The organism is Citrobacter sp. FDAARGOS_156 (assembly GCF_001559235.2).
Lineage (GTDB): Bacteria > Pseudomonadota > Gammaproteobacteria > Enterobacterales > Enterobacteriaceae > Citrobacter > Citrobacter youngae.
The window spans coordinates 408,677-434,735 of the sequence record NZ_CP014030.2 but is presented as its reverse complement, the minus strand read 5'-3'; the positions used below and the strand labels follow the sequence as shown (position 1 = coordinate 434,735).

At 50.9% G+C, this 26,059-nt stretch carries 20 protein-coding genes, 2 tRNA genes, 3 rRNA genes and 1 pseudogene; 10 read left to right on the top strand and 16 right to left on the bottom strand.

Annotation, left to right across the window (positions count from 1 at the left end; genetic code table 11):
• Positions 1-14 precede the first annotated feature (14 nt).
• Together AL515_RS02115 and ompL are read left to right on the top strand one after the other, a co-directional pair.
• Entirely contained in the window at positions 15-1,436 is a 1,422-nt protein-coding gene (locus AL515_RS02115; RefSeq protein WP_061066945.1) for an MFS transporter, read from the top strand.
• A 66-nt stretch (positions 1,437-1,502) separates the two neighbouring features.
• Positions 1,503-2,195: a porin OmpL gene (gene ompL / locus AL515_RS02110; RefSeq protein ID WP_061066944.1), complete on the top strand. Its 693-nt coding sequence runs from the start codon at positions 1,503-1,505 to the stop codon at positions 2,193-2,195.
• 70 nt (positions 2,196-2,265) lie between these two features.
• Here the strand turns inward: ompL and typA are convergent, their stop codons facing one another.
• A complete protein-coding gene (typA, locus tag AL515_RS02105; RefSeq protein ID WP_003028641.1) occupies positions 2,266-4,089 on the bottom strand; it encodes a ribosome-dependent GTPase TypA in 1,824 nt (607 codons plus the stop codon).
• Positions 4,090-4,468: 379 nt separating this feature from the next.
• On the opposite strand from typA, the gene glnA reads away from it, so the two are divergent.
• The 4 genes from glnA (at position 4,469) to AL515_RS02075 (ending at position 8,870) form a co-directional block, all read left to right on the top strand.
• Positions 4,469-5,878: a glutamate--ammonia ligase gene (glnA, locus tag AL515_RS02095; protein ID WP_003028638.1), complete on the top strand. Its 1,410-nt coding sequence runs from the start codon at positions 4,469-4,471 to the stop codon at positions 5,876-5,878.
• 299 nt (positions 5,879-6,177) lie between these two features.
• Positions 6,178-7,227 carry a nitrogen regulation protein NR(II) gene (gene glnL, locus AL515_RS02085; protein WP_061066943.1) on the top strand — a complete coding sequence of 350 codons (1,050 nt, stop codon included), beginning with the start codon at positions 6,178-6,180 and terminating at the stop codon, positions 7,225-7,227.
• A 10-nt stretch (positions 7,228-7,237) separates the two neighbouring features.
• On the top strand, positions 7,238-8,647 hold the full coding sequence (gene glnG / locus AL515_RS02080; RefSeq protein WP_048214050.1) for a nitrogen regulation protein NR(I): 1,410 nt from the start codon (positions 7,238-7,240) through the stop codon (positions 8,645-8,647).
• A gap of 112 nt (positions 8,648-8,759) precedes the next feature.
• Entirely contained in the window at positions 8,760-8,870 is a 111-nt protein-coding gene (locus AL515_RS02075) for a YshB family small membrane protein (RefSeq protein ID WP_086523820.1), read from the top strand.
• Positions 8,871-8,960: 90 nt separating this feature from the next.
• On the opposite strand, the gene hemN is transcribed toward AL515_RS02075, so the two are convergent.
• From hemN to AL515_RS23745, 3 genes and pseudogenes are all read right to left on the bottom strand, one after another.
• Complete coding sequence (gene hemN / locus AL515_RS02070; protein ID WP_061066942.1) at positions 8,961-10,334, bottom strand: oxygen-independent coproporphyrinogen III oxidase; 1,374 nt, start codon at positions 10,332-10,334, stop codon at positions 8,961-8,963.
• A gap of 188 nt (positions 10,335-10,522) precedes the next feature.
• Positions 10,523-11,032, bottom strand: a complete 510-nt coding sequence (yihI, locus tag AL515_RS02065) for a Der GTPase-activating protein YihI (protein WP_239505706.1) — start codon at positions 11,030-11,032, stop codon at positions 10,523-10,525.
• A gap of 169 nt (positions 11,033-11,201) precedes the next feature.
• A pseudogene (locus tag AL515_RS23745) lies at positions 11,202-11,387 on the bottom strand (hypothetical protein).
• A gap of 209 nt (positions 11,388-11,596) precedes the next feature.
• Here AL515_RS23745 and yihA point away from each other — a divergent pair.
• Complete coding sequence (gene yihA, locus AL515_RS02060; RefSeq protein WP_003840416.1) at positions 11,597-12,229, top strand: ribosome biogenesis GTP-binding protein YihA/YsxC; 633 nt, start codon at positions 11,597-11,599, stop codon at positions 12,227-12,229.
• A 119-nt stretch (positions 12,230-12,348) separates the two neighbouring features.
• Here the strand turns inward: yihA and AL515_RS24045 are convergent, their stop codons facing one another.
• From AL515_RS24045 to AL515_RS23740, 3 genes are all read right to left on the bottom strand, one after another.
• Positions 12,349-12,396 carry a spot 42 RNA, inhibition of DNA synthesis gene (locus AL515_RS24045; protein WP_071892919.1) on the bottom strand — a complete coding sequence of 16 codons (48 nt, stop codon included), beginning with the start codon at positions 12,394-12,396 and terminating at the stop codon, positions 12,349-12,351.
• A gap of 166 nt (positions 12,397-12,562) precedes the next feature.
• Complete coding sequence (gene polA, locus AL515_RS02055; RefSeq protein WP_061066941.1) at positions 12,563-15,349, bottom strand: DNA polymerase I; 2,787 nt, start codon at positions 15,347-15,349, stop codon at positions 12,563-12,565.
• A 306-nt stretch (positions 15,350-15,655) separates the two neighbouring features.
• The gene (locus AL515_RS23740; RefSeq protein ID WP_225807950.1) at positions 15,656-15,901 is read right to left on the bottom strand and encodes a hypothetical protein; all 246 of its coding nucleotides are present in this window, start codon (positions 15,899-15,901) and stop codon (positions 15,656-15,658) included.
• Between AL515_RS23740 and AL515_RS02050 the strand changes: the two genes are divergently transcribed.
• Positions 15,786-16,649 (top strand): acyltransferase, encoded by an 864-nt coding sequence (locus tag AL515_RS02050; protein ID WP_225807937.1) that lies wholly within the window; start codon positions 15,786-15,788, stop codon positions 16,647-16,649. The genes AL515_RS23740 and AL515_RS02050 overlap by 116 nt on opposite strands.
• Before the next feature lie 13 nt (positions 16,650-16,662).
• Here AL515_RS02050 and dsbA read toward each other — a convergent pair whose 3' ends face one another.
• From dsbA to AL515_RS02035, 3 genes are all read right to left on the bottom strand, one after another.
• A complete protein-coding gene (gene dsbA, locus AL515_RS02045; protein WP_061066939.1) occupies positions 16,663-17,286 on the bottom strand; it encodes a thiol:disulfide interchange protein DsbA in 624 nt (207 codons plus the stop codon).
• A gap of 16 nt (positions 17,287-17,302) precedes the next feature.
• The gene (locus AL515_RS02040) at positions 17,303-18,289 is read right to left on the bottom strand and encodes a serine/threonine protein kinase (protein WP_105242130.1); all 987 of its coding nucleotides are present in this window, start codon (positions 18,287-18,289) and stop codon (positions 17,303-17,305) included.
• Positions 18,290-18,365: 76 nt separating this feature from the next.
• Positions 18,366-18,635: a YihD family protein gene (locus tag AL515_RS02035; protein WP_003028616.1), complete on the bottom strand. Its 270-nt coding sequence runs from the start codon at positions 18,633-18,635 to the stop codon at positions 18,366-18,368.
• Positions 18,636-18,761: 126 nt separating this feature from the next.
• Between AL515_RS02035 and mobA the strand changes: the two genes are divergently transcribed.
• A complete protein-coding gene (gene mobA, locus AL515_RS02030; RefSeq protein ID WP_230320601.1) occupies positions 18,762-19,289 on the top strand; it encodes a molybdenum cofactor guanylyltransferase MobA in 528 nt (175 codons plus the stop codon).
• On the top strand, positions 19,286-19,795 hold the full coding sequence (gene mobB, locus AL515_RS02025) for a molybdopterin-guanine dinucleotide biosynthesis protein MobB (RefSeq protein ID WP_061066938.1): 510 nt from the start codon (positions 19,286-19,288) through the stop codon (positions 19,793-19,795). The genes mobA and mobB overlap by 4 nt, the downstream gene beginning before the upstream one ends.
• 147 nt (positions 19,796-19,942) lie before the next feature.
• Here the strand turns inward: mobB and rrf are convergent.
• From rrf to hemG, 6 genes are all read right to left on the bottom strand, one after another.
• A 5S ribosomal RNA gene (gene rrf / locus AL515_RS02020) occupies positions 19,943-20,058 on the bottom strand.
• Positions 20,059-20,151: 93 nt separating this feature from the next.
• Positions 20,152-23,058: ribosomal RNA gene (locus AL515_RS02015) — 23S ribosomal RNA — on the bottom strand.
• A 206-nt stretch (positions 23,059-23,264) separates the two neighbouring features.
• A tRNA-Ala gene (locus AL515_RS02010) sits at positions 23,265-23,340 on the bottom strand.
• 105 nt (positions 23,341-23,445) lie between these two features.
• Positions 23,446-23,522 (bottom strand) — tRNA-Ile (locus tag AL515_RS02005).
• Between the two features lie 71 nt (positions 23,523-23,593).
• A 16S ribosomal RNA gene (locus AL515_RS02000) occupies positions 23,594-25,135 on the bottom strand.
• The 16S, 23S and 5S rRNA genes sit together here with 2 tRNA genes alongside, the layout of an rRNA operon.
• Positions 25,136-25,510: 375 nt before the next feature.
• Entirely contained in the window at positions 25,511-26,056 is a 546-nt protein-coding gene (hemG, locus tag AL515_RS01995; protein WP_005133225.1) for a menaquinone-dependent protoporphyrinogen IX dehydrogenase, read from the bottom strand.
• Between the last annotated feature and the right edge of the window lie 3 nt (positions 26,057-26,059).

Below are 26,059 nucleotides of genomic sequence, written 5' to 3'. Positions count from 1 at the left end.
ATTGAGGAGCGATTATGTCTTTTCATGATCCGCTAACGCTAAAACTGAGCCTGCGTGAAAAATTCGCCTACGGAGTGGGTGACTTCGGCTCAAATTTGATGCTGTGTATCGGCACGCTGTATCTGCTTAAATTTTATACCGATGAACTAGGGATGCCGGCCTGGTACGGTGGGATTATCTTTTTAGTAGCGAAGTTCTTCACCGCCTTCACCGATATTCTGACCGGCGTGTTGCTGGACTCAAGGCGTAATATTGGCGCAAAGGGGAAATTCAGACCCTTTATTTTGTATGCGTCATTTCCTGTCGCCGTCGTCGCCAGCGCGCAGTTTTTAGCGACAGGCTTTACGCTAACGGTGAAAACGGGGCTGGCAACGGTGTTGTTCATGCTGTTCGGCCTGTTCTATAGCCTGATGAACTGTTCCTACGGCGCGATGGTGCCTGCAATTACTAAAAATCCACATGAACGCGCTCAGCTCGCCGCCTGGCGTCAGGGCGGCGCTACCGTAGGCCTGTTACTGTGTACCGTTGGCTTTATGCCGATTCAGGCGCTATTTGTCAGTTCGCCTTCGCTGGGGTATCTGATTGCCGCACTGATCTTCTCCGTCTGCGGATTGTTCAGTATGTGGTGGTGCTTTAGCGGTGTGAAGGAACGCTATATCGAAATCGTACCGGATCACCATAAACCCAGTATTCTCAAATCGTTCTGCGCCATTTTCCGTAACCCTCCGCTGCTGGTGCTGTGTGTCGCCAACCTGTGCACGCTGGCAGCATTCAACATTAAGCTGGCGATTCAGGTGTATTACACCCAGTACGTGCTCAACGATATACATCTGCTGTCGTGGATGGGTTTCTTCAGCATGGGGTGCATTCTGCTTGGGGTACTGCTGGTTCCCACAGCTGTAAAACGCTTCGGTAAAAAACAGGTTTACCTCGGCGGTCTGGCGCTATGGGCAATCGGCGATGTGCTGAACTTTTTCTGGGGCAGCACGTCATTTTTATTCGTGATGTTTTCTTGCATGGCCTTCTTCGGAACCGCTTTTGTTAACAGCCTGAACTGGGCGCTGGTTCCGGATACGGTCGATTATGGCGAATGGAAGACGGGGATCCGTGCGGAAGGCTCGGTATATACGGGTTATACCTTTTCGCGCAAAATTTCCGCGGCGCTCGCAGGCTTCCTGCCGGGTATTATGCTGACGCAAATCGGTTATATCCCCAACATTGCCCAGAGCGATGCAACCTTGCTTGGTTTGCGTCAACTCATTTTTCTCTGGCCTTGCGGACTTGCAATTATTGCAGCACTCACAATGGGCTTCTTTTATAAACTCAACGAAACACGTTTTGCTTTTATTATTGAGGAAATCAGCCAACGGAAGAAAAACAACATCCAACCGGACCCGGTTACCAATAAAAAGAATACCTCTGCTGTAAACGTATAAAAATAATAGCCGCCTATTCCATCTCAAGGGATGGCGGCCTCCCTACGCTTAAAAAATGGATTTATCATGAAAAAATTAACGACAATAATTTTCTTATCCTCTGTGGTATCAACCTCTGCTTTCGCTGGAGCCTATGTAGAAAACCGCGAAGCATATAACCTGGCGTCAGATCAAATAGAGGTCATGATGCGCGTCGGCTATAACTCTGATATGGGCGCAGGTATCATGCTCACCAATACCTACACGATGCAACGCAAGGATGAGCTAAAACACGGCTATAACGAAATAGAGGGCTGGTATCCGTTATTTAAACCGACAGATAAATTAACAATCCAACCTGGCGGGCTAATAAACGATAAGAGTATTGGTTCTGGCGGTGCTGTTTATCTGGATGTTAACTATAAATTTACACCATGGTTTAATCTTACCGTGCGTAATCGATATAACCATAATAACTACAGTTCAACCGACCTGAACGGCGACCTGGATAATAATGATACCTATGAAATAGGTAACTACTGGAACTTTGCCATTACCGATAAATTTTCCTATACCTTTGAACCGCACTATTTTATGCGAGTCAATGACTTCAATAGCAGCAACGGAAAAGATCATCACTGGGAAATTACCAATACCTTTAAATATCGGCTCAATGAACACTGGTTGCCCTACCTGGAATTACGCTGGTTAGATCGCAATGTTGAACCCTATCATCGCGAACAAAACCAGATTCGTGTTGGGGCAAAGTATTTCTTCTGATGCTGCTGATGATAAAAAAAGCCGCTGATAATCAGCGGCTTTTTTGTGCTTACCTGAGAAAGAGCGTTAATTACTCTTCTTTCGCGCCACGCATTGCACGGCGACGATCGTTTTCAGTCAGGTGACGCTTACGAATACGGATAGAGGTTGGGGTAACTTCTACCAGTTCGTCGTCATCGATGAATTCCAGAGCCTGCTCCAGAGTCATCTTAACCGGCGGAACCAGAACCGTTGCTTCGTCAGTACCGGACGCACGCATGTTGGTCAGTTTCTTACCGGTCAGGCAGTTTACAGTCAGGTCGTTAGAGCGGCTGTGAATACCGATGATCTGGCCTTCGTAAACTTCAGCACCGTGACCCAGGAACAGCTTACCGCGGTCCTGCAGGCTGAACAGTGCGAACGCAACTGCTTTACCCTGGCCGTTGGAGATCAGTACGCCGTTCTGACGCTGACCCACATCACCCGCACGAACATCGTCGTAGTGGCTGAAGGTGGAGTACAGCAGACCGGTACCGGAAGTCATGGTCATGAATTCTGAACGGAAGCCGATCAGACCACGGCTTGGGATCACGTAGTCAAGACGTACGCGGCCTTTGCCATCTGGATTCATGTTTTTCAGGTCGCCTTTACGCTCACCCAGAGCCTGCATGACAGAACCCTGATGCTGCTCTTCGACGTCCAGCGTTACGTTTTCGAACGGCTCTTGTTTACGGCCATCGATTTCGCGGAAGATAACTTTCGGACGGGAAACCGCCATTTCGAAACCTTCACGACGCATGTTTTCAATCAGAACAGACAGGTGCAGCTCACCACGACCGGATACACGGAACGCATCCGCATCTTCGGTTTCTTCAACGCGCAGCGCAACGTTGTGCACCAGCTCTTTGTTCAGGCGGTCAAGGATCTGACGAGAGGTAACATATTTACCTTCTTTACCACAGAACGGAGAGGTGTTTACGCAGAAGAACATGGTTACGGTCGGTTCATCAACGGACAGAGCCGGCAGCGCTTCGACGTTCTGCGGATCGCAGATGGTGTCGGAGATGTTCAGTTCACCCAGACCGGTGATCGCGATGATATCGCCGGCTTCAGCAATATCGCTCTCGATACGTTCCAGACCCAGATGAGTCAGAACTTTACCGACTTTACCGTTACGGGTTTTGCCTTCGCTATCAATGATAGTGATCTGCTGGTTCGGTTTAACTTTACCGCGTTTAATGCGGCCGATGCCGATTACGCCAACGTAGTTGTTGTAGTCCAGCTGAGAGATTTGCATCTGCAGCGGGCCATCAAGGTCTACGTTCGGAGCCGGTACACGATCAACAATAGTCTGATACAGCGGAGTCATGTCTTCAGCCATATCTTCGTGATCCAGACCTGCGATACCGTTCAGCGCGGAAGCGTAAACGATCGGGAAGTCCAGCTGTTCGTCGGTAGCGTCGAGGTTAACGAACAGGTCGAATACCTGATCAACAACCCAGTCAGGACGCGCGCCAGGACGGTCAACTTTGTTGATAACAACAATTGGCTTCAGGCCATGGGCAAAGGCTTTTTTGGTCACGAAGCGCGTCTGCGGCATCGGACCATCCATTGCATCCACCACCAGCAGCACGGAGTCGACCATGGACATTACACGTTCAACTTCACCACCGAAGTCGGCGTGCCCCGGGGTATCAACGATGTTGATACGGTAGTCATTCCATTTGATAGCGGTGTTTTTAGCGAGGATGGTAATCCCACGCTCTTTCTCCAAATCGTTGGAGTCCATCACGCGCTCTTGGGTTTCAGCACGTGCATCGAACGTACCGGATTGTTGGAGCAGCTTGTCTACCAGGGTCGTTTTACCATGGTCTACGTGCGCGATGATGGCGATGTTACGCAAATTTTCGATCACAACTTTGCCTCAGGCATTTTAGAAATAGCGCGTTATTGTACACGGATTAATCGCAGTACAAAACAGGATCACAAACATCCTCCGCAAACAAGTATTGCAGAGTTTCTTTGTGATCACATTCACGGAGCGTTAAAAGGGGTAATCTGACATGCTTTGCACCAATATGGTGCTTAATGTTCACATTAAAGCACTATAATGGTGCAATACAACCTTCATGGTGCAGCCCCTTTGCACGATAGTGCGCATGATAACGCCTTTTAGGGGCAATTTAAAAGTTGGCACAGATTTCGCTTTATATTTTTTACGGCGACACGGCCAATTTTTGCAGAATTGAAGACTTCGTTACCACGACGACCATGACCAATCCGGGAGAGTAAGTATGTCCGCTGAACACGTTTTGACGATGCTGAACGAACACGAAGTGAAGTTTGTTGATTTACGCTTCACTGATACCAAAGGTAAAGAACAGCACGTCACTATTCCTGCTCATCAGGTAAATGCCGAATTCTTTGAAGAAGGCAAAATGTTTGACGGCTCCTCAATCGGTGGCTGGAAAGGCATTAACGAATCAGACATGGTTCTGATGCCAGATGCGTCTACTGCACTCATCGACCCGTTCTATGAAGAGTCTACCCTGATCATCCGTTGCGATATCCTGGAACCCGGTACGCTGCAGGGCTATGACCGCGACCCGCGCTCCATCGCAAAACGCGCTGAAGAGTATCTGCGTTCTACCGGCATCGCAGACACCGTTCTGTTCGGGCCAGAGCCAGAGTTCTTCCTGTTTGACGACATCCGCTTCGGCGCATCTATCTCCGGTTCTCACGTGGCTATCGATGACATCGAAGGCGCATGGAACTCCTCCACCAAATACGAAGGTGGTAACAAAGGTCACCGTCCTGGCGTGAAAGGCGGTTACTTCCCGGTTCCTCCGGTAGATTCTTCTCAGGACATCCGTTCTACCATGTGTCTGATCATGGAAGAAATGGGCCTGGTTGTTGAAGCGCATCACCACGAAGTGGCGACCGCTGGCCAGAACGAAATCGCGACCCGCTTTAACACCATGACCAAAAAAGCGGACGAAATTCAGATCTACAAATACGTTGTGCACAACGTTGCGCACCGTTTCGGTAAAACCGCGACCTTTATGCCAAAACCGATGTTCGGTGATAACGGCTCCGGTATGCACTGCCACATGTCCCTGTCCAAGAACGGCGTAAACCTGTTCTCTGGCGACAAATATGCGGGTCTGTCTGAGCAGGCGCTGTTCTACATCGGCGGCGTAATCAAACACGCTAAAGCGATCAATGCCCTGGCTAACCCGACCACCAACTCCTACAAGCGTCTGGTCCCAGGCTACGAAGCGCCGGTAATGCTGGCTTACTCTGCCCGTAACCGTTCTGCTTCTATCCGTATTCCGGTTGTTGCTTCCCCGAAAGCGCGTCGTATTGAAGTGCGTTTCCCGGACCCGGCTGCTAACCCGTACCTGTGCTTCGCAGCGCTGCTGATGGCTGGTCTTGACGGTATCAAGAACAAGATCCACCCGGGCGAAGCCATGGACAAAAACCTGTATGACCTGCCGCCGGAAGAAGCGAAAGAGATCCCACAGGTTGCAGGTTCTCTGGAAGAAGCACTGAAAGAACTGGATCTGGACCGTGAGTTCCTGACTGCAGGCGGCGTGTTCACCAATGAAGCGATTGATGCGTACATTACGCTGCGTCGCGAAGAAGATGACCGTGTGCGTATGACTCCGCACCCGGTAGAGTTTGAGCTGTACTACAGCGTTTAATTTAACTTTTACACTCTCACATAAAAACGTGCAGAGAATGTAATAACCAATGGATTTCTTGCTACAGCAAGGCAGCAATTGAGTGAATCCCCGGGAGCTTACATAAGTAAGTGACTGGGGTGAGCGAAAGCAGCCAACACAGCTGTCGGGAGAAAGACGAAGGTTTTAGTTGCCGTGGAACTTTTAGCCCATCCCAGGATGGGCTTTTTTCTCCACTAACAACCTGCTTTTTCGCGCTTTTTTGATGTAAAAAGCTATAATGCACTAAATTGGTGCAATACTTTTCAGGAGACTGCTGAATGGCAACCGGCACGCTGCCCGATGCTGGGCAGATCCTCAATTCTTTAATCAACAGCATTTTGCTCGTCGACGATGAGCTGGCGGTACATTACGCCAACCCAGCGGCACAGCAGCTGCTCGCCCAAAGCTCCCGCAAACTGTTTGGGACACCGCTTCCCGATCTGTTGAGTTATTTCTCCTTAAACATCGGACTGATGCGAGAGAGCCTGGAAGCAGGCCAGGGCTTTACGGATAACGAAGTGACGCTGGTGATGGACAGCCACTCACATATCCTCTCAGTGACCGCTCAGAGGCTGCCTGATGGCCTTATCCTGCTGGAGATGGCGCCAATGGATAACCAGCGCCGTCTGAGTCAGGAGCAGCTCCAGCACGCCCAGCAGATTGCCGCCCGCGATCTGGTGCGCGGTCTGGCGCACGAAATCAAGAACCCTTTAGGTGGATTACGCGGCGCAGCGCAGCTACTCAGCAAAGCGCTTCCGGACCCGGCGCTGACCGAATATACCAAAGTCATTATTGAGCAGGCCGACCGCCTGCGTAATCTGGTCGACCGTCTGCTGGGACCACAACAGCCTGGCATGCATGTCACGGAAAGTATTCACAAGGTGGCGGAGCGCGTGGTGGCGCTGGTCTCAATGGAGCTCCCGGAAAACGTCACGCTGATTCGTGATTACGACCCGAGTCTGCCCGAATTACTGCACGACCCGGACCAGATCGAGCAGGTTCTGTTAAACATCGTGCGTAATGCTTTGCAGGCGCTGGGAGCGGAAGGCGGTGAGATCATTCTGCGTACCCGCACCGCGTTTCAGCTCACGCTGCACGGCGTACGTTATCGCCTGGCGGCACGGATTGATGTTGAGGACAACGGTCCGGGTATTCCCTCGCATTTGCAGGACACGCTGTTCTACCCAATGGTCAGCGGTCGCGAAGGCGGCACCGGGCTTGGATTATCCATCGCCCGCAATTTAATTGATCAACATTCCGGCAAAATTGAATTTACCAGTTGGCCGGGTCATACCGAGTTCTCGGTTTACCTGCCTATCAGGAAATAAGGTGACGTTTATGCAACGAGGAATAGTCTGGGTCGTTGATGACGATAGTTCCATCCGTTGGGTGCTTGAACGTGCGCTCGCAGGGGCAGGGCTAAGCTGTACCACATTTGAAAGTGGTAAAGAGGTGCTGGACGCGCTGGCCAGCAAAACGCCTGACGTACTGTTGTCGGATATTCGCATGCCGGGCATGGACGGTCTGACGCTGTTAAAACAGATTAAACAGCGGCATCCGATGCTTCCGGTCATCATAATGACCGCACACTCCGATCTGGATGCTGCCGTCAGCGCCTACCAGCAAGGGGCGTTTGATTATCTGCCCAAACCTTTTGATATCGATGAAGCCGTGGCGCTGGTCGAACGTGCCATCAGCCATTATCAGGAACAGCAGCAACCGCGCAATATTCAGATCAACGGCCCAACAACTGACATCATCGGCGAAGCGCCGGCAATGCAGGATGTCTTTCGCATAATTGGCCGACTGTCCCGGTCGTCAATCAGCGTATTGATTAACGGAGAGTCCGGGACCGGTAAAGAGCTGGTCGCCCATGCGTTGCATCGTCATAGCCCGCGCGTCAAAGCGCCCTTTATCGCGCTGAACATGGCGGCTATTCCGAAAGATTTGATCGAGTCTGAGCTGTTTGGCCATGAAAAAGGGGCGTTTACCGGGGCAAATACGATTCGCCAGGGGCGCTTTGAACAGGCTGACGGCGGTACGCTATTTCTCGATGAAATAGGTGATATGCCGCTGGACGTGCAAACGCGTTTACTGCGCGTATTAGCCGACGGGCAATTTTATCGCGTTGGCGGCTATGCGCCCGTGAAGGTGGACGTACGTATCATCGCCGCCACGCACCAGAATCTGGAACTGCGCGTACAGGAAGGCAAATTCCGCGAAGACTTATTCCATCGTCTGAACGTCATCCGCGTGCATCTGCCGCCGCTGCGTGAACGTCGGGAAGATATCCCCCGTCTGGCACGTCATTTCCTGCAGGAGGCCGCGCGCGAACTGGGCGTTGAAGCCAAACAATTACACCCGGAAACCGAGGCGGCGCTGACCCGTCTGGCCTGGCCGGGTAACGTGCGTCAGCTTGAGAACACCTGCCGCTGGTTAACCGTCATGGCCGCCGGGCAGGAAGTGCTGATTCAGGACTTACCGGCCGAACTGTTTGAAGCCAGCGTGCCCAATGCGCCTTCACACATGCAGCCGGACAGCTGGGCAACCCTGTTGGCACAGTGGGCAGACCGGGCCTTGCGTTCCGGTCATCAAAACTTGCTGTCAGAGGCTCAACCGGAGATGGAGCGCACGCTGTTGACCACCGCGCTACGTCATACCCAGGGGCACAAACAGGAAGCCGCACGCCTGCTTGGCTGGGGCCGTAATACCTTGACGCGTAAGTTAAAAGAACTCGGAATGGAGTGACGATTCGTCACTGTGTAAAGATTGATCATTGAGCGCAAACTGCTGCTATTTTGCGCTTTACTGTTCCGATGAGTTAAGTATGATCGTGCCCGGCAAACGGGGGGAAGTCATCATGCTGGAATCAATCATTAATCTGCTATCGAGCGGCTCAGTCGACAGCCACACGCCACAAACTGCGGTTGCCGCAGTGCTGTGTGCGGCGCTGGTTGGGCTGTTTAGCTGAAGGCGCGCCGGATGGCGCTAACGCTTATCCGGCCTACAGATTATCGCGACGTGTAGGCCCGGTAAGCGTTAGCGCCACCGGGCAACCCGGTTAAATGACGCGGGAGAACTGCTGCATCCGCGCTTTCTGGCGCAGATATGCATCAAAGCACATGCAAATATTACGGATCAGCAGGCGCCCCTTCGGCGTAACCTGAATCCCCTTCTCATCCACATCCACCAGCCCATCTTTCGCCAGTGGTGCCAGCAGTTTCAGGTCTTCGGCAAAATAATCAGCGAAGTTGAGATCCCATTGCTGTTCCACGGCGGCATAGTCGAGGCGGAAGTTGCAGATCAAAAGCTTAATAACATCCCGACGAATGCAGTCGTCGCGGGTCAGCGTAATTCCGCGCCACAGTGCGTTCCCTTGCTCGTCGACCTGCTGGTAATAGTGCTTCAGCTCTTTCTGGTTCTGCGCGTAGCTGTCGCCAATCATGCTGATAGCCGATACGCCCATCCCCAGTAAATCAGTATCGCCCTGGGTGGTATAACCCTGGAAATTACGGTGCAGCACACCTTTGCGTTGAGCAATGGCCAGTTCATCATCCGGGCGGGCAAAGTGATCCATCCCAATGAACTGATAACCCGTTTCGGTCAGTGAAGAGATGGTCTCCTGCAGAATATCCAGCTTCTGCTGCGCGCTGGGCAGGTCAGCATCTTTAATCTTGCGTTGGGCAGCAAACAGCGTTGGCAGGTGCGCGTAGTTAAAGACGCTCAGACGGTCTGGATTCAGCTCAGACACGCGTTTCAGGGTGAAAGCGAAGCTTTCCGGCGTCTGTTTTGGCAGGCCATAAATCAGATCAATATTTGTAGAGGTAAAGCCAATCTCCCGCGCATGATTCAGCAGCGCAAAGATAAACTCCTCATCCTGCTCACGGTTCACCAGGCGCTGAACTTCTTTGTTGAAGTCCTGTACCCCCATGCTCAGGCGGTTAAAACCTTCAGCACGTAAATGATCAAGTACACCCAGCTCAATTTCGCGCGGATCAACTTCGATCGAGATTTCGGCGTCATCGTTAAAGTTGAAATTACCACGCAGCAGCGACATCAAACGGCTGATTTGCGCTTTATTTAAGTAAGTTGGCGTACCGCCGCCCCAATGCAGTTGGCTGACATGGCGTCCGACGAACAGCGGAGCGCGGTGAATGATTTCTTGTTCCAGGGCATCGAGGTATTGATCGGCTTTATGCTGCTGGCGAGTCACAATCTTGTTGCAGCCACAGAAGTAGCACAGTTTGTGGCAGAACGGGATGTGAACGTATAGCGAGAGCGGACGCTCAGGATAACGCGCCACGGCCTTTAGAAATGCTTCTGTGCCGTAGTCTTCAGAAAACTCCAGCGCGGTCGGGTACGAGGTATATCGTGGCCCGGAATAGTTATATTTCTGGATCAGGGCCAGGTCCCAGTCTATTAGCTGCTCTGACATGCTCACTCCTTCCGATGGCGTCTCTGGCGGGTACGGCGTACCGGCTTAACCCCAGTGCGGGTGATGAGCCGGTTGCGCAGCCACTTCTGTCGCCGCGACAACCGCTGTAGTTTAACGAATAACCACACCAGATAACATATAACCGGAAGGGTTATAAGCAGGACGGGAAGACCCACGGTGTAAAACCGTTAGTTGCCGCCTTTCAGCAGGCGCATCATGTCTTCCTGCTTTTCTTCCTCTTCCTCTTCTTCCTCGTCATCGTAAGAAAGACCCAGCTTTTGCATCAGCTCATCGATGCGGTCCAGCTTGGCATCAACCCAGGCCTGATCTTCCGCGCTCAGGGTTTCTCCTGCTTCAAGACGCTCCAGCAGCGCATCCAGGCGCTCATCCGTTTCCAGTAAATCCAACTCAGCCTGTGGTGAAAGCATAGGTTTCTCACTCTTCGGTTTGTGCTGTTTGGTGACTTTTTCGGTCACGCCCAATGGAATGGGGTTTTTGCTGCCAATACGAGGATCTTTTTGCTTGTTTTGGTTTCCGCCACCAGAACCGCCTTCGCTACCGGACGCACGGCTACCCGCCGCATGACCACGGTGTTTTTTCTGGCGCTTACGGTCGCGAGCTTCCTGGTTAATTTCTTCGCGTGTTTTACGACGCGCTTTTGCAGGACCTTTACCGCGTGGTGTAGAAGTTGGTTTCATCATGATTCGTCTTTGGCTGTATTTATTCAGTATATAATTGCGCCGGAATCTAGCAGAAATAAAGAAAAAAGGCGACAGAGTAATCTGTCGCCTTTTTTCCTGACTCTCAACCCTTACGGGCTCTACTATCCCTGTTGGCTATCAACACACCCTGTTTTTCCCTTAGCCTCTAACATTCCGTGTTGTTTCCATTTCCTTTTACTAACGTCTCCGGACGTTTGTCTTCCTGACAATCCTGTGTCTTCGCCTCCTGGCGCTCCTGACCCTCATCCTGAGTCGTTTATCCTGTCAGCTTCCTCGCTATGGACGCTACTTTACCGTTTTGGTTTAAACGTACAAGTAACCTGGGTAACAATTTCTGATTTTAAGAATAGCGCCCAAATGTAACTCTATGATTTATTTTAGTTCTGTCATTTTTTACTCTGCCATCTCGTATAGAAACTGTCGGCAATGTCTCACAAAGCGCGGGGTTTTTACTCACACAGCCCACTCGTCGAAAAACCAGCCTTTTGCTGGGGTTCAGGTATAATCGCTGCAAAGCCCTGATTGATGGAGAGGACTGCTTTGACTAACTTGAATTATCAACAGACGCACTTTGTGATGAGTGCGCCTGATATTCGCCACTTACCTTCCGACACCGGTATAGAAGTGGCTTTTGCTGGCCGTTCCAACGCAGGCAAATCCAGTGCGCTAAATACCCTGACCAATCAAAAGGGTCTGGCGCGTACATCTAAAACTCCAGGCCGTACTCAGCTCATCAACCTGTTTGAAGTTGTGGACGGTAAACGCCTGGTCGACCTGCCTGGTTATGGTTATGCCGAAGTCCCGGAAGAGATGAAACGTAAATGGCAGCGCGCACTGGCCGAATACCTGGAAAAACGCCAGAGCCTGCAAGGTCTGGTGGTACTGATGGATATTCGCCACCCGCTAAAAGATCTCGACCAGCAGATGATCCTGTGGGCTGTGGAGAGCAACGTTCAGGTTCTGGTGCTGCTGACTAAAGCAGACAAGCTGGCCAGCGGCGCGCGCAAAGCGCAGCTGAATATGGTACGTGAAGCCGTACTGGCATTTAACGGTGATGTGCAGGTAGAAGCATTTTCATCACTGAAAAAGCTGGGTGTGGACAAACTGCGGCAGAAGCTGGATAGCTGGTTTAGTGAGCTGGCGCCGATTGAAGAGATGCAGGACGGGGAATAACCCACCGTATTGCCGGATGGCGCCGCTGCGCGTCTTATCCGGCCTACAGCGTGTACAAAACTTTTCTTTCGCACAATAAAAAACGCCCCAGTCATTACTGACTGGGGCGGCTAAAATATTCAGCCAAATCCGATTACGTGAAGTAAAAGGTCTGAAAGATAGAACATCTTACCTCTGTACCCTACGTGAATAACTTTACTCTTTTTTGAGCAGCTCAGAAAGCACTTTTTGTAATTTTTTTTCATTCCTTACATAGGGAATTCTAATGGACATCACAAAAAGCTCTATCTTATGTTGCTTAGTTACGAAAAAGAGCCGTTATTCAGTAAACCCTTAGTGCGCCTGATCCCAGTTTTCACCACTACCAACTTCCACCAGCAATGGCACATCAATTTGCGTCTCGTTTTCCATCAGCTGATGGATCTTTTTCGAGACGCTTTCGAGGTCATCTTTATGCACTTCAAACACCAGTTCATCGTGCACCTGCATGATCATACGCACACGCGGTTGCTCGGTTTGCAGCCATCTGTCCACCGCAATCATCGCTCGTTTGATAATGTCTGCGGCAGTACCCTGCATCGGGGCGTTAATTGCCGCGCGTTCTGCACCGGCGCGACGAGCGCCATTACTGGATTTAATATCCGGTAAATAGAGACGGCGACCTTCCAGCGTTTCTACATAGCCCTGCTCTTTCGCCTGCGCGCGGGTGCGTTCCATATATTCCAACACGCCTGGGTAGCGTTCGAAGTAGAGATCCATGTACTTCTGTGCTTCTTTACGCGGAATATTCAGCTGACGCGCCAGACCGAAGGCGCTCATGCCATAGATCAGACCAAAGTTAATGGCTTTTGCGCTACGACGTTGCTCGCTGGTCACAGAATCAAGCGGTAAACCAAAAACTTCTGCCGCCGTTGCACGGTGAATATCTTTCCCTTCGGCAAACGCGGTAAGCAGGCCTTTATCGCGCGAGAGATGCGCCATAATACGCAGCTCGATCTGCGAGTAGTCCGCAGAGACAATCACGTAGTCTTCTGGTGCGATAAATGCCTGGCGAATACGACGACCTTCATCGTTACGTACCGGGATGTTTTGCAGGTTAGGATCGGTTGAAGACAAACGTCCGGTCGCCGTAACCGCCTGATGATAGGAGGTATGTACGCGTCCGGTTTTTGGGTTGATCATCAACGGAAGCTTATCCGTGTAGGTCGACTTCAGTTTTGCTAACCCACGATATTCCAGGATAACTTTCGGCAACGGATAATCCAGCGCGAGCTCTTCCAGCACCTCTTCTGACGTTGATGGCGCGCCGCCAGGGGTTTTCTTCAGCGGCTTAATACCTTGCTTTTCAAACAAGATAGTTTGCAGCTGCTTGGTAGAAGAAAGGTTAAACGCTTCTCCGGCAATCTCGTGCGCTTTTTGCTCCAGCTCGTTCAAACGCAGCGTCAGCTCTTCTGAATGCTTGTGCAGAACAGCCGGATCGATTTTCACACCATTGCGCTCAACGCGGGACAGAACCGGGACCAGCGGCATATCAATATTTTCGAAAACATTTAGCGGCCCTTTGTGCTTCTGCAGTTCTGGCCACATTTTCAGATGCAACTGAAGCGTAACATCGGCATCTTCTGCGGCATAGCGCCCGGCCTCTTCCAGTGCTATCTGGTTAAAGGTCAGCTGGTTTTTACCTTTCCCGGCAATCTCTTCAAAGGTGATGGTTTTATGTTTCAGCCAGCGATCTGACAGGCTGTCCATATCGTGTCGGCCTGCAACACTGTTAAGAATGTAGGATTCGAGCATGGTGTCAAAGGTGATGCCGCGAAGCTCGATGCCATAGTTCGCCAGGATACCGCGATCGTACTTCAGGTTTTGCCCAACTTTATGCGCGTTCTCATCTTCCAGCAGCGGCTTCAGGAGCGCCAGCGCGCGGTCGCGAGAGATCTGATCGGGGGCATCCAGGTAATCATGAGCGACAGGAACATACGCAGCCACACCTGGCTCAATGGCAAAAGACAGGCCAACCAGATTCGCGGAGATGTTGTCCAGGCTGTCAGTTTCAGTATCAAAGGCAAAGACGGGCGCTTTCTTCAGCTTTGCAATCCACTCTTCCAGCGTTGCTTCGTCCAGAATCGTCACATAATTGTCGTAGGAAAGCACCGTGGCAGGTTCCTCAGGCGTTTCATCGACAACGATGGTCTCCTGCGGTTTAGCTGCCGGTTTCGTCCCTTTCGCCTGTAGCCATTTACCGGCTTCAACGTCAGTAACCCAACGCTTGAATTCATACTGTTTAAACAAGCCCAGCAGTTCTTCTGCTGCTGGTTGGCGCACTTCCAGCTGCTCGCAGGTTAATTCCAGCTCAACATCCGTTTTGATGGTAGCCAGCTTATACGAGAGATACGCCACTTCTTTATTCTGCTCGAGTTTGCCTGCCATGGTTTTGGCACCACGGAAGCTCAGCCCTGCTATTTTGTCGGATTCCGCATAGAGAGTATCCAACCCACCCAGCCCCTGCAGCAACGCCTGAGCCGTTTTTTCACCCACGCCTGGTACACCTGGAATGTTATCTGAGGAGTCCCCCATCAGCGCCAGGAAATCGATGATCAATTCAGGCGGAACACCGTACTTATTTACGACCTCATCCGGACCAAGGATCGTATTAGTCATAGTGTTGATGAGGGTGATGTTCGGCGTCACCAGTTGAGCCATATCTTTATCGCCGGTGCTAATCAGCACCGGACGCCCCACCTTCTCTGCCTCACGTGCCAGCGTACCGATGACATCGTCCGCTTCCACGCCTGAAACCGCCAGCAATGGCAGCCCCATCGCTTTTACCATCGCATGCAGAGGTTCAATCTGCGCACGTAAATCGTCCGGCATTGGCGGGCGGTGCGACTTATAGTGTTCGAATAATTCATCACGGAAGGTTTTACCCTTAGCGTCGAATACCACCGCTGCATGCGTAGGTTGATATTGCAGAATCAAGCTACGCAACATATTGAGGACGCCGTACATCGCACCAGTAGGCTCTCCTGCGCTGTTCGTCAGCGGCGGGAACGCGTGGTATGCGCGATACAGGTAAGATGAACCGTCTACAAGGATAAGTGGGTTTTCTGGGATCTGAACCATAATGTCCGTGCCTGTTTATCAGATTATGGGTAAAGGATGCCACAGACAGGATGAAAACATGAGTTTTTCGCCGCATTTGTCGAAAATCTTTTGCAGATCTTCTGCGTTGCTCGCAAAGCGTGCTGTGGATAACTTTGTGAATAAATAATTTTCAGCTCTTTAAATGTAGCAACAAAATTATCACTTCATAATATTTTTATATAAATTTCAAAGCATTAAATAAAGACACAGCATTTTATTCCATTTTTAAAGCTTATATCCTGATGTGGATAGATATTCCTGTTTTTTCTATTCAGCGAAGATCCATCATTTGGTTCGTTTTCTGATAAAATCAGCCCCTTGCGCCTCATTTAGCGCACTATCTATGGCTAACCTTTTGAATAATTTAATTATGACGAGAATACTCGCTGCGATAACGCTGTTGCTGAGTATCGTATTGACCATATTGGTCACGATTTTTTGTTCTGTGCCGATCATCCTTGCAGGGGTTGTAAAACTCCTTTTGCCCATTCCTGTCGTCTGGCGCAAGGTTTCTGTCTTCTGTAATTTCATGATGTATTGCTGGTGTGAAGGTCTGGCGCTACTGCTGCACCTTAATCCACGATTAAAGTGGGATATCGAGGGGCTGGAAGGTCTTAGCAAGAAAAATTGGTATCTGCTCATTTGTAACCATTACAGCTGGGCTGATATCGTTGTGCTTTGCGTTCTATTCCGTAAGCACATCCCGATGAATAAATACTTCCTCAAGCAGCAGTTAGCCTGGGTACCCTTTATTGGCCTGGCCTGCTGGGCGCTGGATATGCCGTTTATGAAACGCTATTCGCGTGGTTATCTGCTTCGCCACCCGGAACAGCGCGGTAAAGATGTCGAAACAACGCGTCGTTCCTGCGAGAAATTTCGTGCGCATCCAACAACCATTGTGAATTTTGTTGAGGGTTCACGGTTTACCAAAGAAAAACGCGAGCAAACCCGTTCACCCTATCAAAACCTGCTTCCTCCCAAGGCGGCCGGTATTGCAATGGCATTGAATGTACTGGGTTCACAGTTCGATAAAATGTTGAACGTCACGTTGTGCTATCCGGAAAACAGCAGTCGACCGTTCTACGACATGCTGAGCGGTAAGTTAACGCGGATTGTCGTGCGGGTGAATCTGGAGCCAATTCATGAAGAGTTGCACGGTGATTACGTGAACGATAAGGGATTCAAGCGTCGGTTTCAGCTATGGCTAAATACGCTATGGAGTGAGAAAGACGCGCAGCTCGACGCGATTAAAGCCTCAAATAAAAAAGCCGGTCAGTGACCGGCTTTTGCTTTTACTTCTGACCAACCAGGTACTTCACGGTATCCGCATACTGTTGTACGAAGATATCCATGCTGCTGGTGTCCATACCCTGCGGGTTGACCTGATATTTGCCATTAACAAACATCGCCGGCACGCCCTGCAGCTGCAAGTCAGCCGCCGCTTTTTCCTGCTGCGCCACGAGTGATTTCACCACGAAGCTGTTCCATGCCGCATCATAGTCTTCGCCTTTAATACCTGCGTCGGCAAACACTTTGCGGATATCTGCAACAGATTGAACGGTCTGAGTTTTCTGAACCCCTTCAAACAGCGGAACAGTGACCTGATCTTCAACGCCCAGCGCCATAGCAACCGCCCATGCCTGCGTCAGATCTTTACCCAAAGGCCCCAGAAATTCGACGTGGTATTTGGTCATCTTGGTGCCTTCCGGCAGCTTTTTCTTCACGTTATCAGAGACGTGAAGCACTTCTTCAAACTGGTAGCAGTGCGGGCAGTAGAAGGAGAAGAACTCCAACACTTGCGGTTCACCCGCAACTGGCTTTTCCAGAGTGATGTATTGTTTGCCATCCTGGAACTGCGCTGCAGATGCGCTAAAAGCTAAGACCATACCAGCCAGCGCCAGCCATATTTTTTTCATGTTCAAGTTTCTCCGATTAATACATTGGCGTTAATTGTAAGGGGGGCTCTTGCAGAATTTTTGCCTGCTCAATAAAGGTCGCGGTCTGACGATGCCAGTAATCTTCCCCGGTTAACCACGGGAAGTTTTTTGGAAATGCAGGGTCAGCCCAACGTCGAATTAGCCAGGCAAGATAATAAACTAAACGCATAGCGCGTAAAGGTTCTATCAGTCCGATTTCAGAGATGTCGAACTCACTAAACTCTTCATAAGCCTCGATAATGGTTTCAAGCTGCATACGTTGTTCAGCTTTATCGCCATTGAGGAGCATCCATAAATCCTGAATAGCCGGACCGTTGCGGGCATCATCTAAATCGACAAACATCGGGCCATCGCTCCACAGAATATTACCGGCATGACAATCACCGTGCAGGCGTAACGTGGTAAAACGCGTATGCCAGCGTTCGGTAACGATCGCGATAAGCGCATCCGTTGCCTTCAGGAAGGCCGCTTTTTGCCCTGATGGGATTAGCTGTGCGTGTTCAAAAACTTTACGCGGCTCATTCAGGTATTCTTCAAGGCCGATCGTTGGGCGGAAGGCAAAAGTACGCTTGCATCCGGTCTGGTGCATACGCCCGAGATAGCGCCCCACCGCCTCCATCTGATCGATGTTGTCGGCTTCAAACTGGCGTCCACCGACGCTGGGGAAGATCGCATAATGGAAACCCTGATGGCTTAACAGCGTTTGGCCGTTTAGTACTAGCGGCGCAGCTACCGGGACTTCATCGCTTACCAGTTCCAGAGCAAACTGATGCTCTTCCTGGATCTGATCGACAGACCAACGTTCAGGGCGATAAAACTTAACGACAAAGCGTCGACGGTCTTCGTCCTGAAACTGATAGACACGGTTTTCATAGCTGTTAAGCGGGGTAAGCCCGGAGTCCACCCGGATCCCCTGCTCAAACAGTGCATCCATGATGGTATCCGGGTGTAGCGTCTGGAAATTAAAAGCGTTGTCGTTCATCCCATCATCCGGAAAATACTACGAATGATTCAGGATATCATTTCGCAGCGCTTTCGGTGGCGGCGATTACAAGCTTTTACTCTTTAATTACGCCACGTGCGCGGAGTAGTGCAGTTTTAAAATCTTCTTCATAATCTTTCTGAATACCTGGAATGACCGCATCTTTCGCCGAGTCACGCATTTTCAGGTGATAGATCAGAATGTCATCAGTTAAATCCGCCAGTTCGCCGTCAAAACCTGACTCTTGCGCCAGTTTCTGTAAAAATTGCATCAGGTTTAGATCGGGTTCTTTCTGCCAGGCTGGCTGGAGGAGTTCAATAACTTCATTCAGACGTTTACATTTCATGGTTGTGCTCCTTAGGCTCAATACGGATACGTTAGCAGGGTCAATCCCACATTAAAAGAGGCGATATCAGTGATTCTGGATAGTGCAATAACAGGGGTTGTGCTGGCTGGCGGTAAGGCCAGACGGATGGGCGGAACCGATAAAGGTTTGCTTGAGCTGGACGGTAAACCTCTTTGGCGACATGTGGCCGACATTCTCGCTTTGCAGGTCGAAACCGTGGTGGTTAATGCCAATCGCCACAGGGATATATACCAGCAAAGCGGCCTGAAAGTTATTCCCGATTCATTGGCCGATTTCCCTGGCCCACTGGCCGGGATGCTATCGGTATTCCTGCAGCAAACGGGGGAATGGTTTTTGTTCTGCCCGTGTGATATGCCCTATATTCCTCACGATCTGGTCGCTCGTTTAAAAGAGCAGCGCAAAGCTGCACCAGTTGTCTGGGTGCATGATGGTGAAAGAGATCACCCAACCATTGCGCTGATGCACCGCTCTATGCAGCCTTTGCTGCAGGATTATCTTCAGTCCGGTGAAAGACGCGTTATGGTCTTTATGCGTCTGGCTGGCGGTCATGCTGTCGATTTCAGCGATCATAAAGATGCGTTCGTAAACGTGAACACCCCCGAAGAGCTCGCAAAATGGCAGGAAAAATCATGATCCCATTACTCGCCATTGCGGCATGGAGCGGCACGGGAAAAACCACGCTGTTGAAAAAATTGATTCCGGAACTGTGCGCCAGAGGCATTCGTCCCGGATTGATTAAGCATACTCATCACAAGATGGATGTCGACAAGCCCGGTAAAGATAGCTATGAGCTACGTAAAGCCGGAGCGGCGCAAACGCTGGTTGCCAGTAAGCAACGTTGGGCGTTAATGGTTGAAACACCTGAAAAGCCCGAACTGGACCTGGCCTATCTGGTTAGCCGGATGGATGCTTCGACGTTAGATATGGTGCTTGTTGAAGGCTTTAAGCATGAACCTGTCGCGAAGATATTGCTGTTTCGTGAAGCGGCAGGGCACAGCATTGCTGAGTTGTCTATTGATGAGCACACTATTGCGGTGGCCAGCGACGCTGCGCTGGATGTAGGTGTGCCGGTTCTGGACCTCAATGATCTAAACAGCATCGTCGAGTTTATTGTTAGTTGGCTGCGTACCCACCCGTAGGTCGGATAAGGCGAAACCGCCATCCGGCAATGTGCGCCGGGCGTGCCTGACGGCGCTGCGCTTATCAGGCCTACAACAGCCTGGTTATCCGGGAATACAGACGCAAAAAAGCCCATCCGTCAGGATGGGCTTCTTCACTTATTTGATGCCTGGCAGTTCCCTACTCTCGCATGGGGAGACCCCACACTACCATCGGCGCTACGGCGTTTCACTTCTGAGTTCGGCATGGGGTCAGGTGGGACCACCGCGCTACAGCCGCCAGGCAAATTCTGTTATCAACACGCTTTAGCATGTCGATGTAATCTGTAATCAAGCTGAATATCGATGTCTCTTCGCCAAAACACCTTCGGCGTTGTAAGGTTAAGCCTCACGGTTCATTAGTACTGGTTAGCTCAATGTATCGCTACACTTACACACCCAGCCTATCAACGTCGTCGTCTTCAACGTTCCTTCAGGAGACTTATAGTCTCAGGGAGAACTCATCTCGGGGCAAGTTTCGTGCTTAGATGCTTTCAGCACTTATCTCTTCCGCATTTAGCTACCGGGCAATGCCATTGGCATGACAACCCGAACACCAGTGATGCGTCCACTCCGGTCCTCTCGTACTAGGAGCAGCCCCCCTCAATTCTCCAGCGCCCACGGCAGATAGGGACCGAACTGTCTCACGACGTTCTAAACCCAGCTCGCGTACCACTTTAAATGGCGAACAGCCATACCCTTGGGACCTACTTCAGCCCCAGGATGTGATGAGCCGACATCGAGGTGCCAAACACCGCCGTCGATATGAACTCTTGGGCGGTATCAGCCTGTTATCCCCGGAGTACCTTTTATCCGTTGAGCGATGGCCCTTCCATTCAGAACCACCGGATCACTAAGACCTGCTTTCGCACCTGCTCGAGCCGTCACTCTCGCAGTCAAGCTAGCTTATGCCTTTGCACTAACCTCCTGATGTCCGACCAGGATTAGCTAACCTTCGTGCTCCTCCGTTACTCTTTAGGAGGAGACCGCCCCAGTCAAACTACCCACCAGACACTGTCCGCAACCCGGATTACGGGTCCACGTTAGAACACCAGCCATTAAAGGGTGGTATTTCAAGGTTGGCTCCATGCAGACTGGCGTCCACACTTCAAAGCCTCCCACCTATCCTACACATCAAGGACCAGTGTTCAGTGTCAAGCTATAGTAAAGGTTCACGGGGTCTTTCCGTCTTGCCGCGGGTACACTGCATCTTCACAGCGAGTTCAATTTCACTGAGTCTCGGGTGGAGACAGCCTGGCCATCATTACGCCATTCGTGCAGGTCGGAACTTACCCGACAAGGAATTTCGCTACCTTAGGACCGTTATAGTTACGGCCGCCGTTTACCGGGGCTTCGATCAAGAGCTTCTCCTTACGGATAACCCCATCAATTAACCTTCCGGCACCGGGCAGGCGTCACACCGTATACGTCCACTTTCGTGTTTGCACAGTGCTGTGTTTTTAATAAACAGTTGCAGCCAGCTGGTATCTTCGACTGATTTCAGCTCCATGAGTAAATCACTTCACCTACATATCAGCGTGCCTTCTCCCGAAGTTACGGCACCATTTTGCCTAGTTCCTTCACCCGAGTTCTCTCAAGCGCCTTGGTATTCTCTACCTGACCACCTGTGTCGGTTTGGGGTACGATTTCGTGTTACCTGATGCTTAGAGGCTTTTCCTGGAAGCAGGGCATTTGTTACTTCAGCACCGTAGTGCCTCGTCATCACACCTCAGCGTTAATAAACGACCGGATTTACCTAATCGTTCCGCCTACATGCTTAAACCGGGACAACCGTCGCCCGGCTAACATAGCCTTCTCCGTCCCCCCTTCGCAGTAACACCAAGTACAGGAATATTAACCTGTTTCCCATCGACTACGCCTTTCGGCCTCGCCTTAGGGGTCGACTCACCCTGCCCCGATTAACGTTGGACAGGAACCCTTGGTCTTCCGGCGTGCGGGTTTTTCACCCGCATTATCGTTACTTATGTCAGCATTCGCACTTCTGATACCTCCAGCATGCCTCACGACACACCTTCAACGGCTTACAGAACGCTCCCCTACCCAACAACACATAGTGTCGCTGCCGCAGCTTCGGTGCACAGTTTAGCCCCGTTACATCTTCCGCGCAGGCCGACTCGACCAGTGAGCTATTACGCTTTCTTTAAATGATGGCTGCTTCTAAGCCAACATCCTGGCTGTCTGTGCCTTCCCACATCGTTTCCCACTTAACTGTGACTTTGGGACCTTAGCTGGCGGTCTGGGTTGTTTCCCTCTTCACGACGGACGTTAGCACCCGCCGTGTGTCTCCCGTGATAACATTCTTCGGTATTCGCAGTTTGCATCGGGTTGGTAAGTCGGGATGACCCCCTAGCCGAAACAGTGCTCTACCCCCGAAGATGAGTTCACGAGGCGCTACCTAAATAGCTTTCGGGGAGAACCAGCTATCTCCCGGTTTGATTGGCCTTTCACCCCCAGCCACAAGTCATCCGCTAATTTTTCAACATTAGTCGGTTCGGTCCTCCAGTTAGTGTTACCCAACCTTCAACCTGCCCATGGCTAGATCACCGGGTTTCGGGTCTATACCCTGCAACTTAACGCCCAGTTAAGACTCGGTTTCCCTTCGGCTCCCCTATTCGGTTAACCTTGCTACAGAATATAAGTCGCTGACCCATTATACAAAAGGTACGCAGTCACCTAACAAGTAGGCTCCCACTGCTTGTACGTACACGGTTTCAGGTTCTTTTTCACTCCCCTCGCCGGGGTTCTTTTCGCCTTTCCCTCACGGTACTGGTTCACTATCGGTCAGTCAGGAGTATTTAGCCTTGGAGGATGGTCCCCCCATATTCAGACAGGATACCACGTGTCCCGCCCTACTCTTCGAGTTCACAACCTGTGCATTTTGGTGTACGGGACTATCACCCTGTACCGTCGGACTTTCCAGACCGTTCCACTAACACACAAGCTGATTCAGACTCTGGGCTGCTCCCCGTTCGCTCGCCGCTACTGGGGGAATCTCGGTTGATTTCTTTTCCTCGGGGTACTTAGATGTTTCAGTTCCCCCGGTTCGCTTCATTACGCTATGTATTCACGTAATGATAGTGTGACGAATCACACTGGGTTTCCCCATTCGGAAATCGCCGGTTATAACGGTTCATATCACCTTACCGACGCTTATCGCAGATTAGCACGTCCTTCATCGCCTCTGACTGCCAGGGCATCCACCGTGTACGCTTAGTCGCTTAACCTCACAACCCGAAGATGTTTCGTAAAACACCACCGTGTTGCGAAAATTTGAGAGACTCGAACACACCATTTTTCATTTCTTATTACGGAGAAATGAAACAGTGTGTCGTTTCAATTTTCAGCTTGATCCAGATTTTTAAAGAGCAAAACTTCGCAGTGAACCTTTTCAGGTACACTCTGAAGTTTTCTTGTGTTTTTGCAGTAAAGATGGTGGAGCTATGCGGGATCGAACCGCAGACCTCCTGCGTGCAAAGCAGGCGCTCTCCCAGCTGAGCTATAGCCCCATCGTAGTTATCTCATTCACCTTAATTCTTGCTGAGACAAGGCGTGGAGCGGCGAAGCATACTGAAGTATGCGAGTCGTTTCACAACGCGGTATCAGAAAGAATTTGGTAGGCCTGAGTGGACTTGAACCACCGACCTCACCCTTATCAGGGGTGCGCTCTAACCACCTGAGCTACAAGCCTGCAGAGATTTTCTTACTGCTAATTTTCATCAGACAATCTGTGTGAGCACTTCAAAGAACGCTTCTTTAAGGTAAGGAGGTGATCCAACCGCAGGTTCCCCTACGGTTACCTTGTTACGACTTCACCCCAGTCATGAATCACAAAGTGGTAAGCGCCCTCCCGAAGGTTAAGCTACCTACTTCTTTTGCAACCCACTCCCATGGTGTGACGGGCGGTGTGTACAAGGCCCGGGAACGTATTCACCGTGGCATTCTGATCCACGATTACTAGCGATTCCGACTTCATGGAGTCGAGTTGCAGACTCCAATCCGGACTACGACGCACTTTATGAGGTCCGCTTGCTCTCGCGAGGTCGCTTCTCTTTGTATGCGCCATTGTAGCACGTGTGTAGCCCTACTCGTAAGGGCCATGATGACTTGACGTCATCCCCACCTTCCTCCAGTTTATCACTGGCAGTCTCCTTTGAGTTCCCGGCCGGACCGCTGGCAACAAAGGATAAGGGTTGCGCTCGTTGCGGGACTTAACCCAACATTTCACAACACGAGCTGACGACAGCCATGCAGCACCTGTCTCAGAGTTCCCGAAGGCACCAAAGCATCTCTGCCAAGTTCTCTGGATGTCAAGAGTAGGTAAGGTTCTTCGCGTTGCATCGAATTAAACCACATGCTCCACCGCTTGTGCGGGCCCCCGTCAATTCATTTGAGTTTTAACCTTGCGGCCGTACTCCCCAGGCGGTCGACTTAACGCGTTAGCTCCGGAAGCCACGCCTCAAGGGCACAACCTCCAAGTCGACATCGTTTACGGCGTGGACTACCAGGGTATCTAATCCTGTTTGCTCCCCACGCTTTCGCACCTGAGCGTCAGTCTTTGTCCAGGGGGCCGCCTTCGCCACCGGTATTCCTCCAGATCTCTACGCATTTCACCGCTACACCTGGAATTCTACCCCCCTCTACAAGACTCTAGCCTGCCAGTTTCGGATGCAGTTCCCAGGTTGAGCCCGGGGATTTCACATCCGACTTGACAGACCGCCTGCGTGCGCTTTACGCCCAGTAATTCCGATTAACGCTTGCACCCTCCGTATTACCGCGGCTGCTGGCACGGAGTTAGCCGGTGCTTCTTCTGCGAGTAACGTCAATCGCTGCGGTTATTAACCACAACGCCTTCCTCCTCGCTGAAAGTACTTTACAACCCGAAGGCCTTCTTCATACACGCGGCATGGCTGCATCAGGCTTGCGCCCATTGTGCAATATTCCCCACTGCTGCCTCCCGTAGGAGTCTGGACCGTGTCTCAGTTCCAGTGTGGCTGGTCATCCTCTCAGACCAGCTAGGGATCGTCGCCTAGGTGAGCCGTTACCCCACCTACTAGCTAATCCCATCTGGGCACATCCGATGGCAAGAGGCCCGAAGGTCCCCCTCTTTGGTCTTGCGACATTATGCGGTATTAGCTACCGTTTCCAGTAGTTATCCCCCTCCATCGGGCAGTTTCCCAGACATTACTCACCCGTCCGCCACTCGTCACCCAAGGAGCAAGCTCCTCTGTGCTACCGTTCGACTTGCATGTGTTAGGCCTGCCGCCAGCGTTCAATCTGAGCCATGATCAAACTCTTCAATTTAAGTTTGATGCTCGTGAATTAAACTTCGTAATGAATTACGTATGTTCACTCAGAGACTTGGTATTCATTTTTCGTCTTGCGACGTTAAGAATCCGTATCTTCGAGTGCCCACACAGATTGTCTGATAAATTGTTAAAGAGCAGTGCCGCTTCGCTTTTTCTCAGCGGCGCGGGGTGTGCATATTACGCCATCCCGCTACGAAGTCAAGCATTTAATTTCGCTTTCTTCGCCGGAGTTCTCAGTGGAACCCCGCTGACCCGGCGGCTTGCGTGCCGTTGTTCCGTGTCAGTGGAGGCGCATTATAGGGAGTTATTTCAGACTGACAAGGGGAAATTTAAAATAATTTTCCAAGTGCGTGTTTTTTATTCTTTGCGTTTATTTTAACAACGTTTTGTTGGTTAATTGGGCAATTTCCCGGGCAAATCCCGCCACCTGTTCCCAGTCGGTATAGATCACTTCTTTCTTCGTATCCGTTTCACCACCTGACATCTTCATAATCAGTTGGATCATGACGCGGTCATACCAGCGATAGCGGGGATACAACAAAGCACCCGCAATGACTGCACTGTGGTCTGGTCGCCACGGTGAACTCATCAGAAACTTACGCGCATAGCTATTAGTTTGCGGTGTGCGTTTCTCCGGTTTACGGGCAACCAGGTTTACAGAGTAAAACGCACTCGGCATCGTATTCAGCTGCGTGGCATGCTTTTTCACAAATTCCTGAAATGCAGAATGGTAATGGCCATAGCGAATTGATGCGCCAATCACCACACTGTCATAATTTTTCCACTCAGGCTCTTCGGTACGATGCAAATTCATGACATCTGCCCAGACACCCAGCTCTTTAAGTTCAGAAGCCAGATACTCAGCGATTTCGCGCGTTTGTCCGTCCCGGGAAGAAAAAAGAATCAGTGTTTTCACGTG

Coding starts and splice junctions, on each gene's coding strand:
- mobA (WP_230320601.1), top strand. CDS start 18,762: ATGGGCGGAACCGATAAAGGTTTGCTTGAGCTGGACGGTAAACCTCTT.
- AL515_RS02035 (WP_003028616.1), bottom strand. CDS start 18,635: ATGAAATGTAAACGTCTGAATGAAGTTATTGAACTCCTCCAGCCAGCC.
- AL515_RS02115 (WP_061066945.1), top strand. CDS start 15: ATGTCTTTTCATGATCCGCTAACGCTAAAACTGAGCCTGCGTGAAAAA.
- yihI (WP_239505706.1), bottom strand. CDS start 11,032: ATGAAACCAACTTCTACACCACGCGGTAAAGGTCCTGCAAAAGCGCGT.
- mobB (WP_061066938.1), top strand. CDS start 19,286: ATGATCCCATTACTCGCCATTGCGGCATGGAGCGGCACGGGAAAAACC.
- ompL (WP_061066944.1), top strand. CDS start 1,503: ATGAAAAAATTAACGACAATAATTTTCTTATCCTCTGTGGTATCAACC.
- hemN (WP_061066942.1), bottom strand. CDS start 10,334: ATGTCAGAGCAGCTAATAGACTGGGACCTGGCCCTGATCCAGAAATAT.
- AL515_RS23740 (WP_225807950.1), bottom strand. CDS start 15,901: ATGAAATTACAGAAGACAGAAACCTTGCGCCAGACGACAGGAATGGGC.
- glnL (WP_061066943.1), top strand. CDS start 6,178: ATGGCAACCGGCACGCTGCCCGATGCTGGGCAGATCCTCAATTCTTTA.
- glnG (WP_048214050.1), top strand. CDS start 7,238: ATGCAACGAGGAATAGTCTGGGTCGTTGATGACGATAGTTCCATCCGT.
- AL515_RS02040 (WP_105242130.1), bottom strand. CDS start 18,289: ATGAACGACAACGCTTTTAATTTCCAGACGCTACACCCGGATACCATC.
- glnA (WP_003028638.1), top strand. CDS start 4,469: ATGTCCGCTGAACACGTTTTGACGATGCTGAACGAACACGAAGTGAAG.
- AL515_RS02075 (WP_086523820.1), top strand. CDS start 8,760: ATGCTGGAATCAATCATTAATCTGCTATCGAGCGGCTCAGTCGACAGC.
- polA (WP_061066941.1), bottom strand. CDS start 15,349: ATGGTTCAGATCCCAGAAAACCCACTTATCCTTGTAGACGGTTCATCT.
- dsbA (WP_061066939.1), bottom strand. CDS start 17,286: ATGAAAAAAATATGGCTGGCGCTGGCTGGTATGGTCTTAGCTTTTAGC.